Annotated in this window: 20 protein-coding genes; 10 read left to right on the top strand and 10 right to left on the bottom strand. The window is 64.1% G+C overall.

What is annotated here, in order from left to right:
* Nucleotides 1-155: 155 nt before the first annotated feature.
* From NKJ28_RS08035 to NKJ28_RS08005, 7 genes are all read right to left on the bottom strand, one after another.
* The gene (locus tag NKJ28_RS08035) at nucleotides 156-902 is read right to left on the bottom strand and encodes an FAD-binding oxidoreductase (protein ID WP_023680228.1); all 747 of its coding nucleotides are present in this window, start codon (nucleotides 900-902) and stop codon (nucleotides 156-158) included.
* On the bottom strand, nucleotides 899-1510 hold the full coding sequence (locus tag NKJ28_RS08030; RefSeq protein WP_023680229.1) for a molybdopterin-dependent oxidoreductase: 612 nt from the start codon (nucleotides 1508-1510) through the stop codon (nucleotides 899-901). The genes NKJ28_RS08035 and NKJ28_RS08030 overlap by 4 nt, the downstream gene beginning before the upstream one ends.
* Nucleotides 1511-1643: 133 nt before the next feature.
* Nucleotides 1644-3182: a DegQ family serine endoprotease gene (locus NKJ28_RS08025; RefSeq protein ID WP_352634901.1), complete on the bottom strand. Its 1539-nt coding sequence runs from the start codon at nucleotides 3180-3182 to the stop codon at nucleotides 1644-1646.
* Nucleotides 3183-3538: 356 nt separating this feature from the next.
* Nucleotides 3539-4264 (bottom strand): MBL fold metallo-hydrolase, encoded by a 726-nt coding sequence (locus NKJ28_RS08020; protein ID WP_352568425.1) that lies wholly within the window; start codon nucleotides 4262-4264, stop codon nucleotides 3539-3541.
* A gap of 16 nt (nucleotides 4265-4280) precedes the next feature.
* Nucleotides 4281-5447, bottom strand: a complete 1167-nt coding sequence (locus NKJ28_RS08015) for a diphosphate--fructose-6-phosphate 1-phosphotransferase (protein WP_352620682.1) — start codon at nucleotides 5445-5447, stop codon at nucleotides 4281-4283.
* 79 nt (nucleotides 5448-5526) lie between these two features.
* The gene (locus NKJ28_RS08010) at nucleotides 5527-5847 is read right to left on the bottom strand and encodes a putative quinol monooxygenase (protein ID WP_352568568.1); all 321 of its coding nucleotides are present in this window, start codon (nucleotides 5845-5847) and stop codon (nucleotides 5527-5529) included.
* A gap of 218 nt (nucleotides 5848-6065) precedes the next feature.
* On the bottom strand, nucleotides 6066-6830 hold the full coding sequence (locus NKJ28_RS08005) for a L,D-transpeptidase (RefSeq protein ID WP_352634899.1): 765 nt from the start codon (nucleotides 6828-6830) through the stop codon (nucleotides 6066-6068).
* 188 nt (nucleotides 6831-7018) lie between these two features.
* Between NKJ28_RS08005 and NKJ28_RS08000 the strand changes: the two genes are divergently transcribed.
* The 3 genes from NKJ28_RS08000 to xylB all read left to right on the top strand — a co-directional run bounded on the left by NKJ28_RS08000 (nucleotide 7019) and on the right by xylB (nucleotide 10622).
* Nucleotides 7019-7642, top strand: a complete 624-nt coding sequence (locus NKJ28_RS08000) for a LysE family translocator (protein ID WP_352634896.1) — start codon at nucleotides 7019-7021, stop codon at nucleotides 7640-7642.
* 8 nt (nucleotides 7643-7650) lie between these two features.
* The gene (locus NKJ28_RS07995) at nucleotides 7651-8976 is read left to right on the top strand and encodes a tetratricopeptide repeat protein (protein ID WP_023680237.1); all 1326 of its coding nucleotides are present in this window, start codon (nucleotides 7651-7653) and stop codon (nucleotides 8974-8976) included.
* 191 nt (nucleotides 8977-9167) lie between these two features.
* Nucleotides 9168-10622: a xylulokinase gene (xylB, locus tag NKJ28_RS07990; RefSeq protein WP_352635050.1), complete on the top strand. Its 1455-nt coding sequence runs from the start codon at nucleotides 9168-9170 to the stop codon at nucleotides 10620-10622.
* 38 nt (nucleotides 10623-10660) lie between these two features.
* Here xylB and NKJ28_RS07985 read toward each other — a convergent pair whose 3' ends face one another.
* On the bottom strand, nucleotides 10661-11023 hold the full coding sequence (locus tag NKJ28_RS07985) for a nuclear transport factor 2 family protein (RefSeq protein WP_352634894.1): 363 nt from the start codon (nucleotides 11021-11023) through the stop codon (nucleotides 10661-10663).
* A 110-nt stretch (nucleotides 11024-11133) separates the two neighbouring features.
* Between NKJ28_RS07985 and xylA the strand changes: the two genes are divergently transcribed.
* A complete protein-coding gene (gene xylA / locus NKJ28_RS07980; RefSeq protein ID WP_352634892.1) occupies nucleotides 11134-12459 on the top strand; it encodes a xylose isomerase in 1326 nt (441 codons plus the stop codon).
* 132 nt (nucleotides 12460-12591) lie between these two features.
* On the opposite strand, the gene NKJ28_RS07975 is transcribed toward xylA, so the two are convergent.
* Entirely contained in the window at nucleotides 12592-13224 is a 633-nt protein-coding gene (locus NKJ28_RS07975; protein ID WP_352634890.1) for a TetR/AcrR family transcriptional regulator, read from the bottom strand.
* A 93-nt stretch (nucleotides 13225-13317) separates the two neighbouring features.
* Between NKJ28_RS07975 and NKJ28_RS07970 the strand changes: the two genes are divergently transcribed.
* Nucleotides 13318-13974 carry an O-methyltransferase gene (locus tag NKJ28_RS07970; protein WP_352634888.1) on the top strand — a complete coding sequence of 219 codons (657 nt, stop codon included), beginning with the start codon at nucleotides 13318-13320 and terminating at the stop codon, nucleotides 13972-13974.
* Nucleotides 13975-14140: 166 nt separating this feature from the next.
* Entirely contained in the window at nucleotides 14141-14350 is a 210-nt protein-coding gene (locus NKJ28_RS07965; protein ID WP_023680243.1) for a hypothetical protein, read from the top strand.
* An 86-nt stretch (nucleotides 14351-14436) separates the two neighbouring features.
* Here the strand turns inward: NKJ28_RS07965 and NKJ28_RS07960 are convergent, their stop codons facing one another.
* Nucleotides 14437-15417: a GlxA family transcriptional regulator gene (locus tag NKJ28_RS07960; protein WP_352634886.1), complete on the bottom strand. Its 981-nt coding sequence runs from the start codon at nucleotides 15415-15417 to the stop codon at nucleotides 14437-14439.
* 76 nt (nucleotides 15418-15493) lie between these two features.
* On the opposite strand from NKJ28_RS07960, the gene bcoG reads away from it, so the two are divergent.
* Genes bcoG through NKJ28_RS07940 form a run of 4 tightly spaced genes read left to right on the top strand, consistent with a single transcriptional unit; the run spans nucleotide 15494 to nucleotide 19304 of the window.
* Entirely contained in the window at nucleotides 15494-16405 is a 912-nt protein-coding gene (gene bcoG, locus NKJ28_RS07955) for a 3-dehydrocarnitine:acetyl-CoA trimethylamine transferase BcoG (RefSeq protein ID WP_352451615.1), read from the top strand.
* Between the two features lie 31 nt (nucleotides 16406-16436).
* Nucleotides 16437-17066 (top strand): HD domain-containing protein, encoded by a 630-nt coding sequence (locus NKJ28_RS07950; RefSeq protein ID WP_023677594.1) that lies wholly within the window; start codon nucleotides 16437-16439, stop codon nucleotides 17064-17066.
* A complete protein-coding gene (locus NKJ28_RS07945) occupies nucleotides 17063-18136 on the top strand; it encodes a carnitine 3-dehydrogenase (protein WP_352464602.1) in 1074 nt (357 codons plus the stop codon). The genes NKJ28_RS07950 and NKJ28_RS07945 overlap by 4 nt, the downstream gene beginning before the upstream one ends.
* A 4-nt stretch (nucleotides 18137-18140) precedes the next feature.
* Nucleotides 18141-19304 (top strand): acyl-CoA dehydrogenase family protein, encoded by a 1164-nt coding sequence (locus NKJ28_RS07940; RefSeq protein ID WP_352464604.1) that lies wholly within the window; start codon nucleotides 18141-18143, stop codon nucleotides 19302-19304.
* Nucleotides 19305-19310: the final 6 nt, after the last annotated feature.

Here is a 19310-nt window from a genome sequence, read left to right as displayed (position 1 = left end):
CCGTTCGGTTCGATTTTTTAAACCGATAAAAGTCGCAGCCGAGGCTCTTTGTCGAATCGTTAACCATTTCGGCCAAACGCGGCGTCGGCGTTGCGGCTGCTTTTGGCCTGCTTTATGCCGCCCAACAAAGGCAGCAACCGGGCAAGCAGAACCGGTCAGACCCCGTAGCGTTCGGTGCGGATGAGTGCCGCAGGCACCCCGGCATCGATCAGTGCCTCGGCGGCGGCCGTCACGAATGCGTTCGAGCCGCAGACAAAGGCGAGCTTCGGCGGCGCGGGCAGCCTCGTCATGGCTTGCACCATCATCGCGGCGTCGACCCGCCGCGCATGATCTGCCGGACGGCGGGCCGGCTCGCGCGTCAGCGTCAGCACCAGGTCGAAGCCATCCCGGCGCTCGGCGAGGTCGATCAACTCGTCGCGAAAGATCACCTCGTCCCAGACCCGCGCCGAAAACACCAAGGTGGCGGCGACCAGCGATCCCCGCATCGCCCGGTGACGGACCATCGACATCAGCGGCACCACGCCCGACCCGCCGCCGACGAGCAGGAGCGGTCCGCCATCGCCGTCGGACCAGACGAAATGGCCGCCGAGCGGCCCGCGCAATTCGACCTCGTCGCCCACCGCCGCGATCTCGTGAAAGAACGGCGAGACCTCGCCGTCCTCGAGTTTTTCAATCGCCAGTTCGATGGTCTCGCCGGTCTCCGGCGCCGAGGCGATGGAGTAGGAGCGGCGCGCCTGATAGCCGTCCGGCGCTGTCAACCTGACATCGACATGCTGTCCGGCATGGTAGACGAAGGGCCGCGACGGCTGCAGGAAAAAGCTGGTGACGCGCGGCGTGCGCTTTTGGATGCGGGTGATGGTGACCGTCTGCCAGGGCGACTGCGCCGCCGGTGCGTCGCTCATGGATCGTTCGTGTAGCGCTGCTCGCGCCACGGATCGCCGTAGATATGATAACCTCGCAATTCCCAGAAACCCGGCTCGTCACGCTCGGTGAACTGCAACCCGTTCAGCCATTTGGCCGATTTCCAGAAATAGAGGTGCGGAACGAGCAGCCGGGCCGGGCCGCCATGATCGGGGGTGATCGGCTTGCCCTCGTAAAGCAGTGCCACCATCGCCTTGCCGCCGGTGAGATCCTTCGTCGGCACATTGGTGGAATAGCCGTCGAAACCCAGCGCCAGCGTGAAGGCGGTGGGCGGCTCGATGCCGGCGTCGGCAAGGATGTCGTCGACCAGCACGCCCTGCCACGCGGTGTCGAACTTGGTCCATGCGGTGACGCAATGGATGTCGCGTGTCATCTTGGTCAAGGGCAGCGCGTTGAACTCGGCCCAGTTCCACTTCTTGATCGGCCGCGGCCCGTGCTTAAGCGTGAACGACCAATCCTCGGTGCGGACATGCGGCGTCGGGCCGGCCGACAGGACCGGGAAACCTTGCTCGAGATATTGCCCCGGCGGGATACGTGCATCCGTATCCGTCGGCGGCTTTCGTCCGGAAGAGAAGCCTCGGGTAACCATCGAGAATATCCGTTTGCGCAAGGTCCAATCGACCTTTGTCAGTTTTCTCGAAGACGCGTGCGCGGGCAACCGAAATCTTGGCTCCGGCCTGGCGGCAATGCTCTACATCGATCTTGGCAGCGCGGCGCCCGCTTCAGCCACTGGCGAAGGGGACGGCGACGAACATCTGGGCGTCGCCACGCTCGACAAGCAGCAGCACCGATTTCTTGCCAGATTTGGCAGCCTGCACAATCGCCTGGTTAGCCTGCCTGGCGTTCCTCACCGGATGCTGGTCGACGGCGACGATGATGTCGCCGGGCTGGATGCCGGAAGCCGATGCCGCCTTGTTCGGGTCGACGCGCTCGACCAGCGCGCCGTGCTGGTTGCCTGCCAGGTTCATTGCCTGGCGCACATCCGGGGTGACGTCCATCAGGCCGAGACCGAGCGCCGGTGCGCGAAGGCCCTGCTCCGTCGACGGCTGACGCCGATCGCCGGTCACCGATCCCGTTGCCATGTCGTCTTCGTTGCGCCCGACCTCGACGGAGATCTGCAGGCTTTGCCCCTGGCGCCAGACATTGAGGGTTTCCCTCGTGCCGGGCGCAACGTCGGCGACGGCGCGCGACAGATCCCTTGGATCCTTTATGTCGCGGCCGGCGAAACTGGTAATGACGTCGCCGGTCTCGATGCCGGCCTTGGCGGCCGGCGATCCGTCGCTGACCTGCGCGACCAGCACGCCGGCTGGGTGATCGAGGCCGATGGCGCTCGCCATGTCAGGCGTCACCGGCTGGATCTGGACGCCGAGATAACCGTACTGGATGGAGCCGCCCTTCATCAGCTTGGCGACGACCTTTTGCGCCTGGTCCGAGGGGATGGCGAAGCCGACGCCGACGCTGCCGCCATTCGGCGAAAAGATCGCCGTGTTGATGCCGACGACATTGCCGTTCACATCCGTTAGCGGGCCGCCGGAATTGCCCCGGTTGATCGGTGCGTCGATCTGGATGAAGTCGTCAAACGGCCCGCTATGCAGGTCGCGGCCGCGCGCCGAGACGATGCCGGCCGTGACCGTAGTGCCAAGGCCGAAAGGATTGCCGAAGGCGAGCACCTGGTCGCCCGGCATGAGCTTGTCGGAATCGCCCCATTTGATGATCGGCAAGGGCTTGCCGGCTTTGACCATGAGCACGGCAAGATCGTTCTTGGCGTCATGACCGATCAATTTGGCGGGAAGCTCGGTGCCGTCGTCGAGCGTCACCTTGATCGACTGGGCGCCCTCGACGACGTGATTGTTGGTGACGATGGTGCCGTCGGCGCCGACGATGAAGCCTGAGCCGAGGGCCTCGGTGCGCGGCGCCTGTTCCGGCGGTGTCTTGGGGGCGGGCTGTCCCTGGTCATCGAAGAAATGGCGGAAATAGTCGTCGAAAGGCGAGGTTCCGCCAAAGGGAGAGGCGTCGCTCATGGTGTCCGGCTGTTGTACTTTCATGACCGTCGCGATGGTCACCACTGCCGGTTTGTCGGCCGCCACGACCGGAGCGAACGAACCGCTGGGCGCCGTCATGCCGGTGACAGGTGGGGTCACTGTTGCCGCCAGGACATCATTCAGCCTGGGAGCGAGGGGCAGGGCGAAGGGGCTGACGATCAGCGCGGCGCCCAGCAGAGCGGCGACGCGATGTCTGCGAAGGGTCTGGATTGGTGACATGGCCGTTGTCCGGGCGAGAGATTGATCGGGCGCCGCAGCGTTCCGTCACCGGAATGCTCTATCGGCGTGTCGGCCTTGCCTGTCTCGCCTGGCACGGCGGCCGACCGGATCGACAGCCCCGCATCTAGGGCGCCGATCGTGGTTTCCAGATAATATTACGAAGATTTAATTTCCGGCTGGCAGCCGCCTTGCCGGGCTGGCGCCGAAACCCGAAACAAAAACCCGCCTTGCGGCGGGTCATTGGGGCGAATCAGCACCACACCTAGATTACTAGCATAGCTGCCGGCACAAAGCAAGAACAAAATAGCTGCGCAAGACAAATCGCTTCAGATTTGCGCCGCCTCAGCCGAGGCCTCCTATTCGCCTTTCCAGTCGGTCCGGCTGAGATAGGTGGTGGCGATCTCGCGCATCCGCCTGCCGTCGAAGCTCGGTCCATGGCCGCCATGGCCGATGCGGATCGGCAGCTCGAGCAGGCGCTGCATCGTGCGGCGATAGGCGGCACGATCCGAATCCGGCAGGTCGTCGATCAGCATGGCGTCGTAGATGGCGTCGCCGGCAAAGAACAGGCCGTCAGCCTCGTCGAACAGCGCGATCGAATCCGGAGAGTGGCCGGGCAGATGCAGGACGCGGAATTGGCGGTCGCCGAGGTCGATCCTATCGCCCTCGTCCAGGGTCCGGGCCAGAGGCGCCGGCTGAATCCTGTAATCGGCCGCCTTCCAGCCCTTTGCCGGCAGCCTGGAGACGGCGCCTTCCAGATCATGGAACATGTAGGCGTAGGTCACCGCTTCATCCATGCTGTCGAACTGTGCGGCGCTGTGGCGCGGCCCTGCCCGCAACGGAAACTCGTGCAGCGAGCCGACATGATCGAGATGGATATGCGTGGCGACGACGAGCAGCGGCTTGCCGGACGGCGTGTCGATCTGCGGCGCCAGCGGGCAGATCCCCATGCCGGTGTCGACCAGCAGGTCGACATCGCGGCCGCGCAGATGCCAGATGTTGGCGCGCACGAATTCGTGCACGAAGGGCTCGGTCAGCATCGTCGTCTTGGCGTCGACGATGGTTTTGCTGAACCAGCTGTCCATCAGATCAAGGCCGGCATCAGACGAACGGCTTGCCGACCTTGTACTTTTGCGGGACCAGCCGCTTCAGATAGGCCATCCCCGCATCGGACAGCCGGTTGACTTCCGGCAGCATGAAATCATCCGGCATATGGCGCGTCTTGCCGGCGACGTTCTTCAGCGGCACCTTCTTCAGCACGGTTTTCTTGCCGTCATATTGCAGCGCCACCGAACCGCCCCCCTCGTCGGCCACCGTGACCGCGAAGGCACCGGCATCGAAGGCCTCCTGCGCGTCCACCGCGCTGATGGCGCCGACATAGCCGCGCGGCATATAGCCGAGCGCATCGACGCGCGCCCGCTTGCCCGGCAATCCTTCGGCGAGCGCGCGCTCCAAGGCTGCCGGCAGGTCGCTGCCCGACAGCTTGACGTTGCCGTGCTGGTCGCGCTCCAGCCTTTCCGGCGGCACCAGGCTTTCGACCAGCGCTTTGCCGTCGGCGGTGCTGACGCCTTCGGAGACGGCAACGATGCAGCGCTTGTGGCGGTCGAGCGTTGCACGAACGTCGTCGATGAAGCCCGCCGCGGAGAACGGCCGCTCCGGCACGTAGACGAGATGCGGGCCGCTGTCCTGATCGAGCTGCCAGGCCGCGGACGCGGCCGTCAGGAAACCGGCATGCCGCCCCATGACGATGCCGACATAGATGCCCGGCAGAGCGCGGAAATCGAGATCGACCGAAAGGAATGCTCCAGCGACGAACTCGGCCGCCGACATGAAGCCGGGCGTGTGATCGTTCTCCTGGAGATCGTTGTCGATGGTTTTCGGCGCGTGGACGAAGGCGATCTTGCCGCCGGCGGCGTCGGTGAGGATCTGCTGCGTGCCCGAGGTGTCGTTGCCGCCGATATAGATGAAGGCATCGGCGCCGGCGTTCTTCAAGCCGTTGAGGATGAGGTCGCAATAGGCGGCATCCGGCTTGTCGCGCGTCGAACCAAGCGCGGCGCTCGGTGTCGCCGCGATCAGCCGCAGGCGGTCCTCGGGGATGGCGGAAAGATCGACGTAATTGCCGTCACGAATTCCGCGCACGCCGTGGATGGAACCAAGCACCTTGGCGCCGGGATGCCGCTTGCGGATTTCGAGCGTGGCGCCCACCACGGTCTGGTTGATGACGGCGGTCGGGCCGCCGCCTTGCGCGATGACAAAAGTTCCGGCCATTGTTCACGTCTCCCGGGCGGTGAAAATCGCAGGCACATTCGCCTGTCTTGCGGCATCGCGCAACGGCAGAGGCAGTGGGTCAGTTTGAAATCGGGCCACTCTTCGCCTGCAGCGCGATAGGATCCGTTTCGATGAGCCGAAGTGACCTGACCATACTCGCCGTCCGCGCCTTGTATTTGAGAAAGTGCGGCGTGGTCAGGTGGGCCTCATAGGCCGCCTGATCGGCGTAGCATTCGATCACGCGCACCTTTTCAGGCGTGCCTTTTACTGCCACCGCATGAAGGAAAAGCACGCCCGGCTCGACGCGTACAGAAGCCTCAATCTCTTCAGCAAGCAGGGCCTTGTAGCTGCCGATCTGCTTAGGATCGATTTCCAGTTCGGCTATCCTGACAAGCGGCATCAATTGCTTTCTTGCTTCTTGCAAGGGACCACGCATGGTCGGCTTCTCCGCTTCGCTCGCCTCGATCAGCGCAACGATGTCGCGATCTCCCAAAACTTGTCAGTCACGCGAGCGGACATGGCTGGGCAAGGCGAAGCGTCGCATGAATTCGCACAAAATTGTAGTACATGGGTGTGCAGCGCTGCCGGCAGAGTAATCGCTCGAGCCTTGGCCGCCGGTCAGACGACGACGACCGGATTCTTCTTGGAGACGCGGCTGTAGAGATCGATGATGTCCTGGTTGATCAGGCGCACGCAGCCCGACGACATCGCCTGGCCGATGCTCCACCATTCGGGCGAGCCGTGGATGCGATAGCCGGTGTCGCTGCCGTTCTGATAGATGTAGAGGGCACGCGCGCCGAGCGGATTGTCGAGGCCGCCCGGCTGTCCGCTTTGCCATTTCACCAGTTCCGGCCTGCGGGTGATCATCTCGGGCGGCGGGGTCCAGACCGGCCATTCCTTGCCGTACTGGATGTTGGCGCGGCCGGACCAGCGGAACCCGTCCTTGCCGATGCCGACGCCGTAACGGATCGCATCGCCGCCGGGCTGCACCAGATAGAGCAGCCGTTCCTGCGAGTGAACGACGATGGTGCCGGGTTGCTCGCCGGTCGGATCGACGACGATCTGGCGGCGGAACTCCGGCTTGACCTTGAGATAGGGCACTTCCGGCACATTGAAGCCACCGTCGGTGAGCGAAGCGTACATCACGTCGGGGCTGGTGATGTTCTTGTCGACGCTGATACTCGGACGGATGGGCCGGATCGAGCCGGTGGTGACGTCGTCGAGCTGGAGCGACGGCAGATCCAGCGTCTGGCTGCAGCCGGCGACGCCGAGCAGCGCCAGCGCACCGGCGCCGGACAGCACCGCGCGGCGGGAAAGCTGTATTTCGGTTTCGATTGCGTCGCCATTATGCGGCAGCGACAGACCTTGCGGCAACTCACGCATTTACCCAAACCCTACGCTGTCGGCGGGAAACACCATCCGGCCGGATAGCAGGCATTTTCACCAATCATGGTTGAAAAAGCGTGAAGGCCGGCCGCCTCGCGTTAACGAGGGGCTTTTTCGATTTTTGCCTCTTTACATCTGCGCGGGACCAAGGATTTATCCTCTTCTTTGAGCTCAAGGAGAAGAAAATGTCCTTCGAAAACTGGGCCGCCTTTGCCGCCGCCTCGGCAGTCCTTCTGGTCATTCCGGGCCCGACCATCCTGCTGGTGGTGTCCTATGCGCTCGGCCAGGGCTGGCGCACCGCGCTGCCGATGGCAGTCGGCGTGGCGCTCGGCGACTTCACCGCGATGACATTGTCGATGCTGGGCATCGGCGCGCTGCTGGCGGCGTCGGCCACCGTGTTTGCCGTGCTGAAGGTGATCGGCGCCGGCTATCTGATCTATCTCGGCATCAAGCTGTTTCGCGCCGGCGGCGCGCTCCGGGCCGAACCGCGCACCGATGCGGTGTCATCGGCGAAAATGACGGCGCACGCCTGGCTGGTTACCGCGCTCAATCCGAAAAGCATCACCTTTTTCGTCGCCTTCCTGCCGCAGTTCCTCGACCGGCATGCGGATTTCTGGACACAGATGCTGATCTTCGAGACGACCTTCCTGGCGCTCGCCTTCGCCAATGCCTTCGGTTATGCGCTGATCGCGGCAAGGGCGCGCAACGTGGTGCGCAACCCAAAGGCGATCCGCATCTTCAACCGCACCGGCGGCACGCTGCTGGTCAGCGCCGGGATCGCGACAGTGGCGATGCGCTCGGGCAACTGAGGCAAACCATGGCGGTGAGCGACGCATTTGGCCTGACGCTGTCTGGCGCGACGGAGGCCGGGTTCTCGTCCTACAGCCGGGCTGTGCGCGAATTGCAGTGCTTCATCGGCGATCCTGTCGGTTCCGTTGACCGGGCAATCGCCGAAGTTCCCGGCTTCGTCATGGCGCATGTGTTCAAGGGTTATCTCTTTGGCCTCGCCACCGAGCGCGAAGCGACGGCAGTGGCCAAGGCATGTCACGAGGCAGCGCTGCCACTTGCCGCGACGACGCGCGAGCAGGCGCATGTCGCCGCCCTTGGCCACCTTGCGGATGGACGCTGGCACGAGGCCGCCCGCGTGCTGGAGGATATCGCCATCGAGTTTCCGCTCGATGCGCTGGCGCTGCAGACCGGCCACCAGATCGACTTCTTCACCGGCAATGCGCGCATGCTGCGCGACCGCATCGGCCGCGCGCTGCCGTCCTGGCAGAGCGGCATGCCGGGCTACCATGCCATACTCGGCATGCAAGCCTTCGGGCTGGAAGAAATGGGCGACTACGCGCGCGCCGAAAAACTTGGCCGCACGGCGGTGGATCTCGAGCCGCGCGACGGCTGGGCCCAGCATGCGGTGGCCCATGTCATGGAGATGCAGAGCCGGCAGAAGGACGGCATTCTGTGGATGCGCGCCAATCCCGAAGCGTGGACGCGGGAAAGCTTCCTGCAGGTGCATAATTGGTGGCATCTGGCGCTGTTCCATTATGATCTCGGCGAGACCGACGAGGTGCTGGCGCTCTACGACGGGCCGATCTATGGCGAGCGCTCGACGCTGGCGCTCAACATGGTCGATGCCTCGGCGATCCTGTGGCGGCTGCATCTCGGCGGCGTCGATGTCGGCGAGCGCTGGACGGCACTCGCCGCCAACTGGTTGCCCAAGGCGAGCGCCGGCCATTATGCCTTCAATGACGCCCACGCGATGATGGCGTTTGTCGGCGCCGGCCTCGAAGCGCCGGCCCGCGGCTTGCTCGAGGCGCAGCGCGAGGCGATGCGCGGCAAGGACGACAACGCTGCTTTCACCAGGGATGTCGGCCATCCCCTGACGCTCGCCATCAAGGCGTTCGGCGAGGGCAATTATGCCGGGACGATCCGCTTGATCCGGCCGATCCGGGCAATCGCCCATCGCTTCGGCGGCAGCCACGCCCAACGCGACGTCATCGACCTGACGCTGATCGAAGCGGCATTGCGTTCCGGTGATGGCGCGCTGGCGAGGGCGCTTGCGGCGGAACGCGCGCTGGCACGGCCGGACAGCCCGTTGTCGGCACTGTTTTCACGGCGTGCAACCGCTCTCGCGGCGAATTGACCAAGGCCACATCTTGCCTTAAAAACTGCCCCGACCAGATTTTTTCGAGCGTCGAAAAAATCTTCGCGTGTTGACCGGGGTGCGTTTCCGGCGGCACGATTGCCGGGATATCTTCGCCGCCCGTGTCACAGGACTGGGCGGGGAAGCAAGAAAGACCGTCGCCGCCAGGCATGACGGACATGGGAGGAAACATGTATCTCGGCCTCGATCTCGGCACGTCGGGCGTCAAGGCGCTGCTGATCGATGCAAGGCAGAGCATCGTCGGTTCCGGCCATGCGCCGCTCGACGTGTCGCGCCCGCATCCCGGCTGGTCCGAGCAGAACCCGGCCGACTGGATCCGCGCCTGCGAAGCGGCGGTCGGCGAGCTGCGGTCAATGCATGCGAAGGAACTCGCGGCGGTCAAAGGCATCGGCCTTTCCGGCCATATGCATGGCGCCACTCTGCTCGATGCAGCCGACCAGGTGCTGCGCCCCTGCATTCTATGGAACGACACACGCAGCCACGCCGAGGCGGCCGCGCTCGATGCCGACCCGCGCTTTCGCAAGCTGACCGGCAACATCGTCTTTCCCGGTTTCACCGCGCCGAAGCTGGCCTGGGTCAGGAACAACGAACCGGCTGTTTTCGCCAAGGTGGCAAGGGTCCTGCTGCCGAAGGACTTTTTGCGGCTCTGGCTCGCCGGCGAGCATATTTCGGAAATGTCGGATTCGGCTGGCACGTCGTGGCTCGATGTCGGCAGACGAGCCTGGTCCGCCGAACTGCTCGCCGCCACATCGCTCGACGAAAGGCAGATGCCGTCATTGGTCGAAGGCACGGCCAAGGCCGGTGCCTTGCGCGCCGAATTGGCCGCCAAATGGGGCATGCAGGCGGGCATCCCGATCGCCGGCGGTGCCGGCGACAATGCGGCTTCGGCCTGCGGCATGGGCACGGTCGGCGCCGGCCAGGCGTTCGTCTCGCTCGGCACGTCGGGCGTGCTTTTCGCCGCCAACGCGTCCTATCTGCCCAACCCGGAAAGCGCCGTGCATACCTTCTGCCACGCACTGCCCGGCACCTGGCACCAGATGGGCGTCATCCTGTCGGCAACCGATTCGCTGAACTGGCTGTCGGGGATCGCTGGAAAAAGCGCCGGCGAGTTGACCGCCGAACTCGGCGATGCGCTGCAGTCGCCGACCGGCGTCTCCTTCCTGCCCTACCTGTCAGGCGAGCGGACGCCTCACAATGATTCCGTCATTCGGGGCGCGTTTACCGGGCTTGCCCACGAATCCGGCCGCGCGGCGCTGACCCAGGCCGTGCTCGAAGGCGTCGCTTTCGCTTTCCGCGACAGCCTCGAAGCTCTGGCCAAAGCCGGCACGACGCTGACCCGGGTGACGGCGATCGGCGGCGGCTCGCGCTCGCGCTATTGGCTGAAGGCCATCGCCACAGCGCTTGGCCTGCCAGTCGATATTCCAGCCGACGGCGATTTCGGCGCTGCCTTTGGCGCGGCCCGACTTGGCCTGATCGCGGCGACAGGTGCCGATCCGCGCGCCGTCTGCGCGGCGCCGGCGACCGACGCCACGGTCGAGCCGGTCGCCGCCCTCGGTGACGCCTATGCGCAAGCCTATCAGCGCTATCGCCAGCTTTATCCGGCGATCAGAGGCGCCACGGCGTGAACGGTTTCCCGCCCACGCCGCGGCCTGCCGAGAAGGCCTCATTGTGCCGGCACTTTGTCGAGAAAGCCGGTGACGCTTTTCAGCCGGCCATTTTCGATGACGCCGATATCCGTGCCTTCGATGACGGATTCGATGCCGTCCGGCCCAAGATTCCACGAAAAGCGGATGGTATCGGCGAAGCCGTCCGGCTTGCCTTTCAGCGAGAACCTGAAGCCGGCAAAGCGCTGCTGCACGCCGTCGATCAGCGCCGCGATGCCGTCATGGCCGTCGCCCCGCATGATCGGATCGCGATAGCCGACGTCCTCGGTGAAGGTTGCCTCGAGCAAGGCTTTTCTGCGCGCGGCGTCGCTCTCGTTCCAGGCGGCGATGTAATTTTCGGCAATGGTGTTGAGGTCGGTCATGGTCTGTCTCCTTCGTTGGGTGGCTTTGACATGAGCCTTTTCGACCAGCGTCAGCGCGAAACCAATTACGCCTGAGGTAATCAGGCCGAACCATGCGAGAGGAAAAGAACATGAGCAGCGGTTTTTTCGGCGACATCCAACAGATCAAATATGAGGGACCGGATTCGACCAATCCGCTGGCCTACCGGTTCTACAATCCCGACGAGATCGTCGCCGGCAAGCGGCTGGAAGACCATCTGCGCTTTGCCGTCGCTTATTGGCATTCCTTTGCCTGGCCGGGCGGCGATCCGTTCGGCGGCCAGACATTTGAGCGGCCGTGGTTTCCGAAGGCCGGCGGCACCGACACCATGGAGCTGGCCAAGCTCAAGGCCGACGTCGCCTTCGAGATGTTTTCGCTGCTGGGCGCGCCTTATTTCTGCTTCCACGATGCCGACGTGCGGCCGGAAGGCCGGGACTTTTCCGAAAGTGCGGCGCGGCTCGACGAGATCGCCGATTACTTCTCGGGAAAGATGAAGCAGACCGGCGTCAAGCTGCTGTGGGGCACGGCCAACCTGTTCTCCAACCGCCGCTTCATGTCAGGCGCCGCCACCAATCCCGATCCGGACGTCTTTGCCTATTCGGCGGCGACGGTGAAACACTGCATCGACGTCACCAAGCGTCTGAACGGCGAGAACTACGTGCTGTGGGGCGGCCGCGAGGGCTATGAGACGCTGCTCAACACCGACCTTGCCCGCGAGCAGGAACAGGCCGGCCGTTTCCTCAACCTGGTCGTCGATTACAAGCACAGGATCGGCTTCGAAGGCACCATCCTGATCGAGCCGAAGCCGCAGGAGCCGACCAAGCACCAGTACGATTACGACGTCGCCACCGTCTACGGCTTCCTCAAGCGTTTCGGACTGGAGAACGAGGTCAAGCTCAACATCGAGCAAGGCCACGCCATCCTGGCCGGCCATTCGTTCGAACATGAGTTGGCGCTGGCCAATGCGCTCGGCATTTTCGGCTCGATCGATATGAACCGCAACGACTACCAGTCGGGCTGGGATACCGACCAGTTCCCGAACAATGTACCGGAGATGGCACTCGCCTATTATCAGGTGCTGCAGGCCGGCGGCTTCAAGACCGGCGGCACCAATTTCGATGCCAAGCTCAGGCGCCAGTCGCTCGATCCGCAGGACCTGCTGATTGGCCACATCGGCGGCATGGATTGTTGCGCCCGCGGCCTCAAGGCAGCGGCACGCATGGTCGAGGACAAGGCGCTGTCCGCCCCGCTCGCCGAGCGCTATGCCGGCTGGGATTCGGCCGAGGCCAAGGCGATGCTTGCCGGCAAGCGCACGCTGGAGGAAATCGCCGAGCGCGTCGTCAAGGAGAAGATCGAGCCGCAGCCCAGATCCGGCCGCCAGGAATTGCTCGAAAACATCGTCAACCGGTACGTCTGAGGCGTACCGTTTTCACGGCCACATTGTTCAGCGGCCGCCGGCTAAAGACGGCTTTCCGCGGGGCTGAACCGACGAAGGTTTTGCCCCGTGTGAAACTCGCGTGGCCTGTTCGCTGACCGGGTTTGGCGCGTCTTAGCCGTGATCGAGGCCTCTCAGGTAGGCGCAGAACATGTCGGCCATGGCGTCGGCGTAGGCTTCAATCTCCGCGGGGGTTCGGGGCAACTCCGAGAACTGCTTCCCCACCGTGCTGAGCGTCGTCATGACCAGATCGCCGGCCAATTCGCGAGTCGCTTGCGCGGCGTTGGGCAACGCTTCCTGCATGAAGAGCTGGATGGTGCGGTCTCCGGACGCCCTTGCCGTCTGCGCCTCGGGCGCGTCGCGGTAAAGCGGTGCGGCGTCGTCGAGCGCCACACGCACCGCGGCCTCCTCACACTCCGAGCGGAGGAAGGCGTGGACCAGGTCGCGCAGCCGGTCAAGTGGCGGTTTCCTCACGTCCTCGAGGATGTCGCGCAGCAAATCGGTCGTCTGCCGCCATTCGTCGCTCTGGAGCCGGAACAGGATCGCCGCCTTGTTCGGAAAATACTGATACAGCGATCCGACACTGACACCGGCCTTCTCGGCCACCCGCGCCGTGGTGAAGCGCTGCGCGCCTTCCCTCGCCAAAACCTGAACAGCAGCCTGCAAAATCGCAGCGACGAGCTCCGCCGAGCGGGCCTGCTTCGGCTGTTTTCGCGAGGAAATCCGCGGACTTCGGTGATCGCTCATTGAGAGCCGCGCCAATGCGATTAGTGAATGCGAATGATTAGTCGTATTTTGAATGCCGCACAAGAACGCATTCAATTCCGACTGGAGACCGATATGACCACACTGACGACAACGCCGCTCGCGCCCCTGCTGGACCGCCTGTTCGAGGAAGCCGCCGCCGCAACGAGCCCCGCGGTGGCGGAACTCTCCGCCGAGGAGCGGATGCGCCTCATTCGAAGCAAGACCGAATACCTCGATTTCTATGGGCGGCTAAAGGACCTCTGGCTTCCCGTCTCGCGAGAGACCGGCACGCTGCTCTACATGCTGGCACGAGGCAGCGATGCACGGACGATCGTTGAATTTGGAACCTCGTTCGGCATCTCGACCCTGCACCTTGCCGCAGCCTTGCGGGACAATGGCGGCGGCCGCCTGATCACCAGCGAGTTCGAGCCATCCAAGGTCGCGCGCACGAGGAGTAATCTGACAGCAGGTGGTCTCATCGACATGGTGGAAATCCGCGAAGGAGACGCGCTGCAAACATTAAGCGTCGATCTTCCCGAAACGGTCGACCTGCTTCTGCTCGACGGCGCCAAAGCGCTCTATCCCGAGATCTTGAGTCTGGTTGAAAGCCGCCTCAGGCCGGGCGCCTTCGTCGTTGCCGACAACGCAGATCTTTGCCCCGAATACCTCGAGCGGGTGCGCTCGACCGGGAGTGGCTACATGTCCACGCCGTTCGGCGAGGATGTTGAACTGTCGATGCGGCTTGGCTGAAGCACTGCCTGACCTGCCGGAACGATCGTGCCCAAGATGGGCGGCGGCGGACAAAACTTTGCCCGGCATCGCCCATCAATCGCCTCGCTCTTGCCTTCAAACAGCCGTCACGAACCTCCTATAGTGTGGTTCGTGGCGGGATTCAGAAAGAAGGAGGCGAAACGATATGCAGCACGAACGCGAAATCGACGCCCTGCTCTCATCTGGCGAGGCTGGATCGATCATCGACCGGCTGATGGCGCTGCCGCACCCGAAACAAGGTGCGCTGAGTGCAAACGAATGGGATCGCGCGGTCGCCAGCCGCTTCGAGACCCATCTTGCGAGACAGATGCGCTCGCAGATCGACGGCAGCAGCGACCGCCAGGACGCTGCCTGATCTACCTTTGTCTATGCATGTCGTTATCCCAAAACCGCTCCGCACCCTCGGGTCAAGCCCGTGGCCAAGCTTTTGGGCGACATGCATTATCCCCGACGCAGCCTGACCGGCGCTTCGCCGAACGCTCTTGAAAACGCTCTGGAAAATGCCGCGGCGGACGAAAACCCCGTTCGCCCGGCAATGTCCGCCATGGCGATGCGCGTGTCGACCACCAGCCGGCGCGCGGCGCCGAGGCGCAGCCTGAGGTAATAAGCGCCGGGCGTTTCGCCGATCGACTTGCGAAAGATGCTTTCCAGCGTCCGTGCCGTCACCCCGGCGCGCTTTGCCACGGCGGCGACAGTCAGCGGCTGGTCGACATGCGCTTCCATCAGCCGGATGGCTTGCGCCAGCCTGGGATCGTAGCCGTCGAGACGGCCGAGCGAGACCAGCGGTTGCGCGTCCGTCGCGGCGCGCGCCTGGTCGTAGATGAAGACGCTCGCGACATCGAGCGCCACGGCCATGCCGAGCCGCGTGCGGATCAGATGCAGCATCAGGTCGAAGGTCGGCGAGGCGCCGCCGGTGGTGAACACCGGGCCATCGATGACGTAGCGGTCGGGGCGCACGTCGACGCCGGGAAAGGCCGACGAGAAATCCTCCATGTCCTCCCAGTGGGTGGTGGCGCTGCGCCCCTCCAGCAGACCCGCGCGGGCAACCAGCCAGGTGCCGGCCTCGACGCCGCCGCAGGCGCGTGCCGCGCGCGCCGCCCGGCGCAGTCCGGACAGCAGGGCCGATGTGGCGTAGTTCTGCGTGCCGAAGCCGGCGACGACGACCAGCATATCGGTTGTGTCAGCCGCATCGAAGCGGCCGCTGACCACCACCGGCAGGCCGCATGTGGTGACCGGCGCCTCGCCTGTCACCGAGACCAGCCTGAAATCGAACAGCGTCTCACCGGCAATGCGGTTGGCGGCGCGCAACGGATCGACGGCCGACGCGACGCACATGATCGACGAGCCGGAGAATACCAGCAGCGTCACCTTGAGCGGCAAACGCTCGGCCCGAAAGATCGTCGGTTTTTCGTTTTTGGTCACACGATCTTCGTAAAACGCAAAACAGTTTCCGGCAAGTCAGGCATTCTTGCCCTACGTTCTATTGGGAGAGAGTCCGATGCCGTTAGCGATGAACCGTGAGGTTTTCATTACCTGTGCCGTGACCGGGTCCGGCGGTTCGCAGGACCGCAGCCCGCATGTGCCGCGCTCGCCCAGAGAGATCGCCGATTCGGCCATCGAGGCGGCAAAGGCAGGTGCTGCAATCGTGCACTGCCATGTGCGCGATCCCGAGACCGGCAAGCCTAGGCGCGACGTGCATCTCTATCGCGAAGTAACCGAGCGCATCCGCGCGGCAGACGTCGACGTGGTGCTGAACCTGACCGCCGGCATGGGGGGTGACATGGTATTCGGCCCGCCGGAGAAGCCGCTGCCGCTGAACGAAAAAGGCACGGACATGGGCGGCGCGAGCAACCGCATGGAACATGTGCGCCAGTGCCTGCCGGAAATCTGCACGCTCGATTGCGGCACCATGAATTTCGCCGAGGCCGATTATGTCATGACCAATACGCCCGGCATGCTGCGTGCCATGGGCGGCATGATGACGGCGCTCGGTGTCAAGCCGGAGATCGAGGCCTTCGACACCGGGCATCTGTGGTTCGCCAAGCAATTGGTCGAGGAAGAAGTGCTGAAGCCGGACGCGCTGGTGCAATTGTGCATGGGCGTGCCGTGGGGCGCGCCGGACGACCTCAACACCTTCATGGCCATGGTCAACAATGTACCGTCGACCTGGAACTGGTCGGCCTTTGCCATTGGCCGCAACCAGATGGCCTATGTCGCGGCCGCGGTGCTGGCCGGCGGCAATGTCCGCGTCGGACTGGAGGATAATCTCTGGCTCGACAAGGGCGTGCTGGCGACCAATGCGCAGCTGGTCGAGCGGGCGGTCAGCATCGTGTCGAATATGGGCGCCAGGGTCATCGGCCCGGACGAAGTCCGCAAGAAGCTGAACCTGACGAAGCGCGCACCGCTTTGAAAAGCCGGTAGCCGGTTGGGAGGAGCCGCCGATGAAGACCGTGAAATTCACCGCCATGAAGGACGGCGACCGCGAGGACTATGCCTTCCTCACCGAGCACGAGATCGACTATGCGGCAAAGACCGGCGAGCGGCTGCTCGACGCGCTCGTCCAGCTTGATGCGGGCCTCTCGGGCTACAAGATCACCCGGCTCGGCCATTCACTGCAAGCGGCAACACGGGCCTGGCGCGACGGCGCCGACACCGACTGGATTGCCTGCGCCTTGCTGCACGATATTGGCGACATCTACGCGCCCTATAACCACGACGAGTATGCGGCGTCGATCCTGAAGCCTTTTGTGCGCGAGCAATGCACCTGGGTGGTGGAGAAGCACGGCGATTTCCAGCGCCTCTATTACGCCCACCACCTCGGCGGCAATCCACACGCCCGCGACCGTTTCGCCGGGCACATCTACTTCGACGATTGCGATAAGTTTTGCGAACGCTGGGATCAGTCGAGCTTCGATCCCGACTACGAGACATTGCCGATCGATTTCTTCCGGCCCTTCGTGCTCGAAGTGTTCGCGCGCAAGGCCTATGACGCATCCGTGATCCGTGCCGGCGAGCGTGTCGCCCTCACCGACCCCGCAACAGCCCGCACAAGAACCGGAGCTTCCGCATGAGCATCATCAACAAGGCGGCCGCGATCGGCGGCGGCGTCATCGGCGCCGGCTGGGTGGCGCGGCTGCTGCTCAACGGCATCGACGTGTCGATCTTCGATCCCGATCCCGAGGCGTCACGCAAGGTCGGCGAGGTGATGAAGGGCGCACGCCGCGCCTACAAGCAGATGCTGCCCGGCGGCCTGCCGAAAGAGGGCAAGCTTACCTTCGCCAAGACGATCGCCGAGGCGGTGGCCGACGCCGACTTCATCCAGGAAAGCGTGCCGGAGCGGCTCGACCTGAAGCACCGCGTGCTGGCCGAGATCGACCTTTATGCACCGGCCAACGCCATTATCGGCTCCTCCACCTCCGGCATCAAACCGACCGACATGCAGGTGGCGATGAAGAAGCACCCGGAGCGGCTGGTCGTCGGCCATCCGTTCAACCCCGTCTATCTGCTGCCGCTGGTCGAAATCGTCGGCGGCGAACAGACCTTTCCCGAGGCGATCGAAGTCGCCACGGAGATGTATGCCTCGATCGGCATGAAGCCGGTGGTGATCCGCAAGGAGATCGAAGCGTTCGTCGGCGACCGGCTGCTCGAAGCGGCCTGGCGCGAGGCGCTGTGGCTGGTCAAGGACGGCATCTGCACGGTCGAGGAGCTCGACGACATCATGCGCTACGGCTTCGGCCTGCGCTGGGCGCAGATGGGCATGTTCCAAGTCTATCGCGTCGCCGGCGGCGAGGCCGGCATGCGCCACTTCATGGCGCAGTTCGGCCCGTGCCTGAAATGGCCGTGGACCAAGCTGATGGACGTGCCGGAGTTCAACGATGAGCTGGTCGAGCTGATCGCCACCCAGTCGGACGATCAGGCGCACGGTCTGTCGATCCGCGAGCTCGAAAAGATCCGCGACGACAATCTGGTCGCCATCATGGAGGCACTGTCGAAGCAGAACAAAGGCAAAGGCTGGGGTGCCGGCGCCCTGCATAAGGACTACACCAGGCAGCTGGCCAAGCTCGCGGCCAAGAAGCCCACCGCCTCCAAGGCGGCCGAAAAGGCAAAGGCTGAAAAGCCGAAGAAAAGGAAGAAAGGCTGAGACCATGGATTTTGGTCTTTCGGAGGAGCAGAAGCTCATCGTCGAGACGACGCGGGCCTTCGTCGAGAACGAGCTTTACCCACATGAGCGCGAAGTGGAGCGTACCGGCGTGCTGCGCCGCGAGCTGATCGAGGAGATCAAGGCCAAGGCGATCGAAGCCGGCCTCTATGCCGCCAACATGCCGGCCGATGTCGGCGGCGCCGGGCTCGATACGGTGACCTGGCTGCTCTATGAAAAGGAACTCGGCCGCGCCAATTACGCGCTGCATTGGACCTGCGTGGCGCGGCCTTCGAACATCCTTCTCGCCGGCACGCTGGAGCAGCGCGAAAAATATCTGTTTCCCTGCATTCGCGGCGAGAAATGGGATTGCCTGGCAATGACCGAGCCGGGCGCCGGCTCCGATCTGCGCGGCATGAAGGCAACCGCCGTGCAAGACGGCGACGACTGGGTGCTGAACGGCACCAAGCATTTCATCAGCCATGCGGACCTCGCCGATTTCGCCATCGTCTTCATGGCCTCGGGTGAGGAAGAGTCTTCGCGTGGAAAACGCAAGAAGATCACCGCCTTCTTTGTCGACAAGGGCACCAAGGGTTTTACGGTGCGCGACGGCTACCGCAACGTCTCGCATCGCGGCTACACCAATGCCATCCTCGAATTCGACGATTGCCGGTTGCCCGGGGCCCAAGTGCTCGGCGAGGTCCACAAAGGCTTCGATGTCGCCAATTCATGGCTTGGCGCGACGCGCCTGCAGGTCGGCGCCACCTGCCTCGGCCGCGCCGAGCGGGCGCTTGGCCACGCCATCGAATACGCCGCGCAGCGCCAGCAGTTCGGCCAGCCGATCGGCAAGTTCCAGGGCGTGTCGTTCAAGCTCGCCGACATGGCGACCGAGCTGAAGGCCGCCGACCTGATGGTGTTCGAAGCCGGCTGGAAGTACGATCAGGGCACCGTCACCGACCAGGACATGGCCATGGCCAAGCTGAAGGCCACCGAGATGCTTGCCTTCGTCGCCGACGAGGCGATCCAGATCCATGGCGGCATGGGGCTGATGGACGATTTGCCGCTCGAGCGCATCTGGCGCGACGCCCGCGTCGAGCGCATCTGGGAAGGCACTTCGGAAATCCAGCGCCACATCATCTCGCGGGCGCTGCTGCGCCCGTTCGGGGGCTGAACAGCG

The organism is Mesorhizobium sp. M0145, assembly GCF_040322355.1.
Classification (GTDB): Bacteria; Pseudomonadota; Alphaproteobacteria; order Rhizobiales; family Rhizobiaceae; genus Mesorhizobium.
This window is presented reverse-complemented; position numbering and strand designations above follow the sequence as displayed.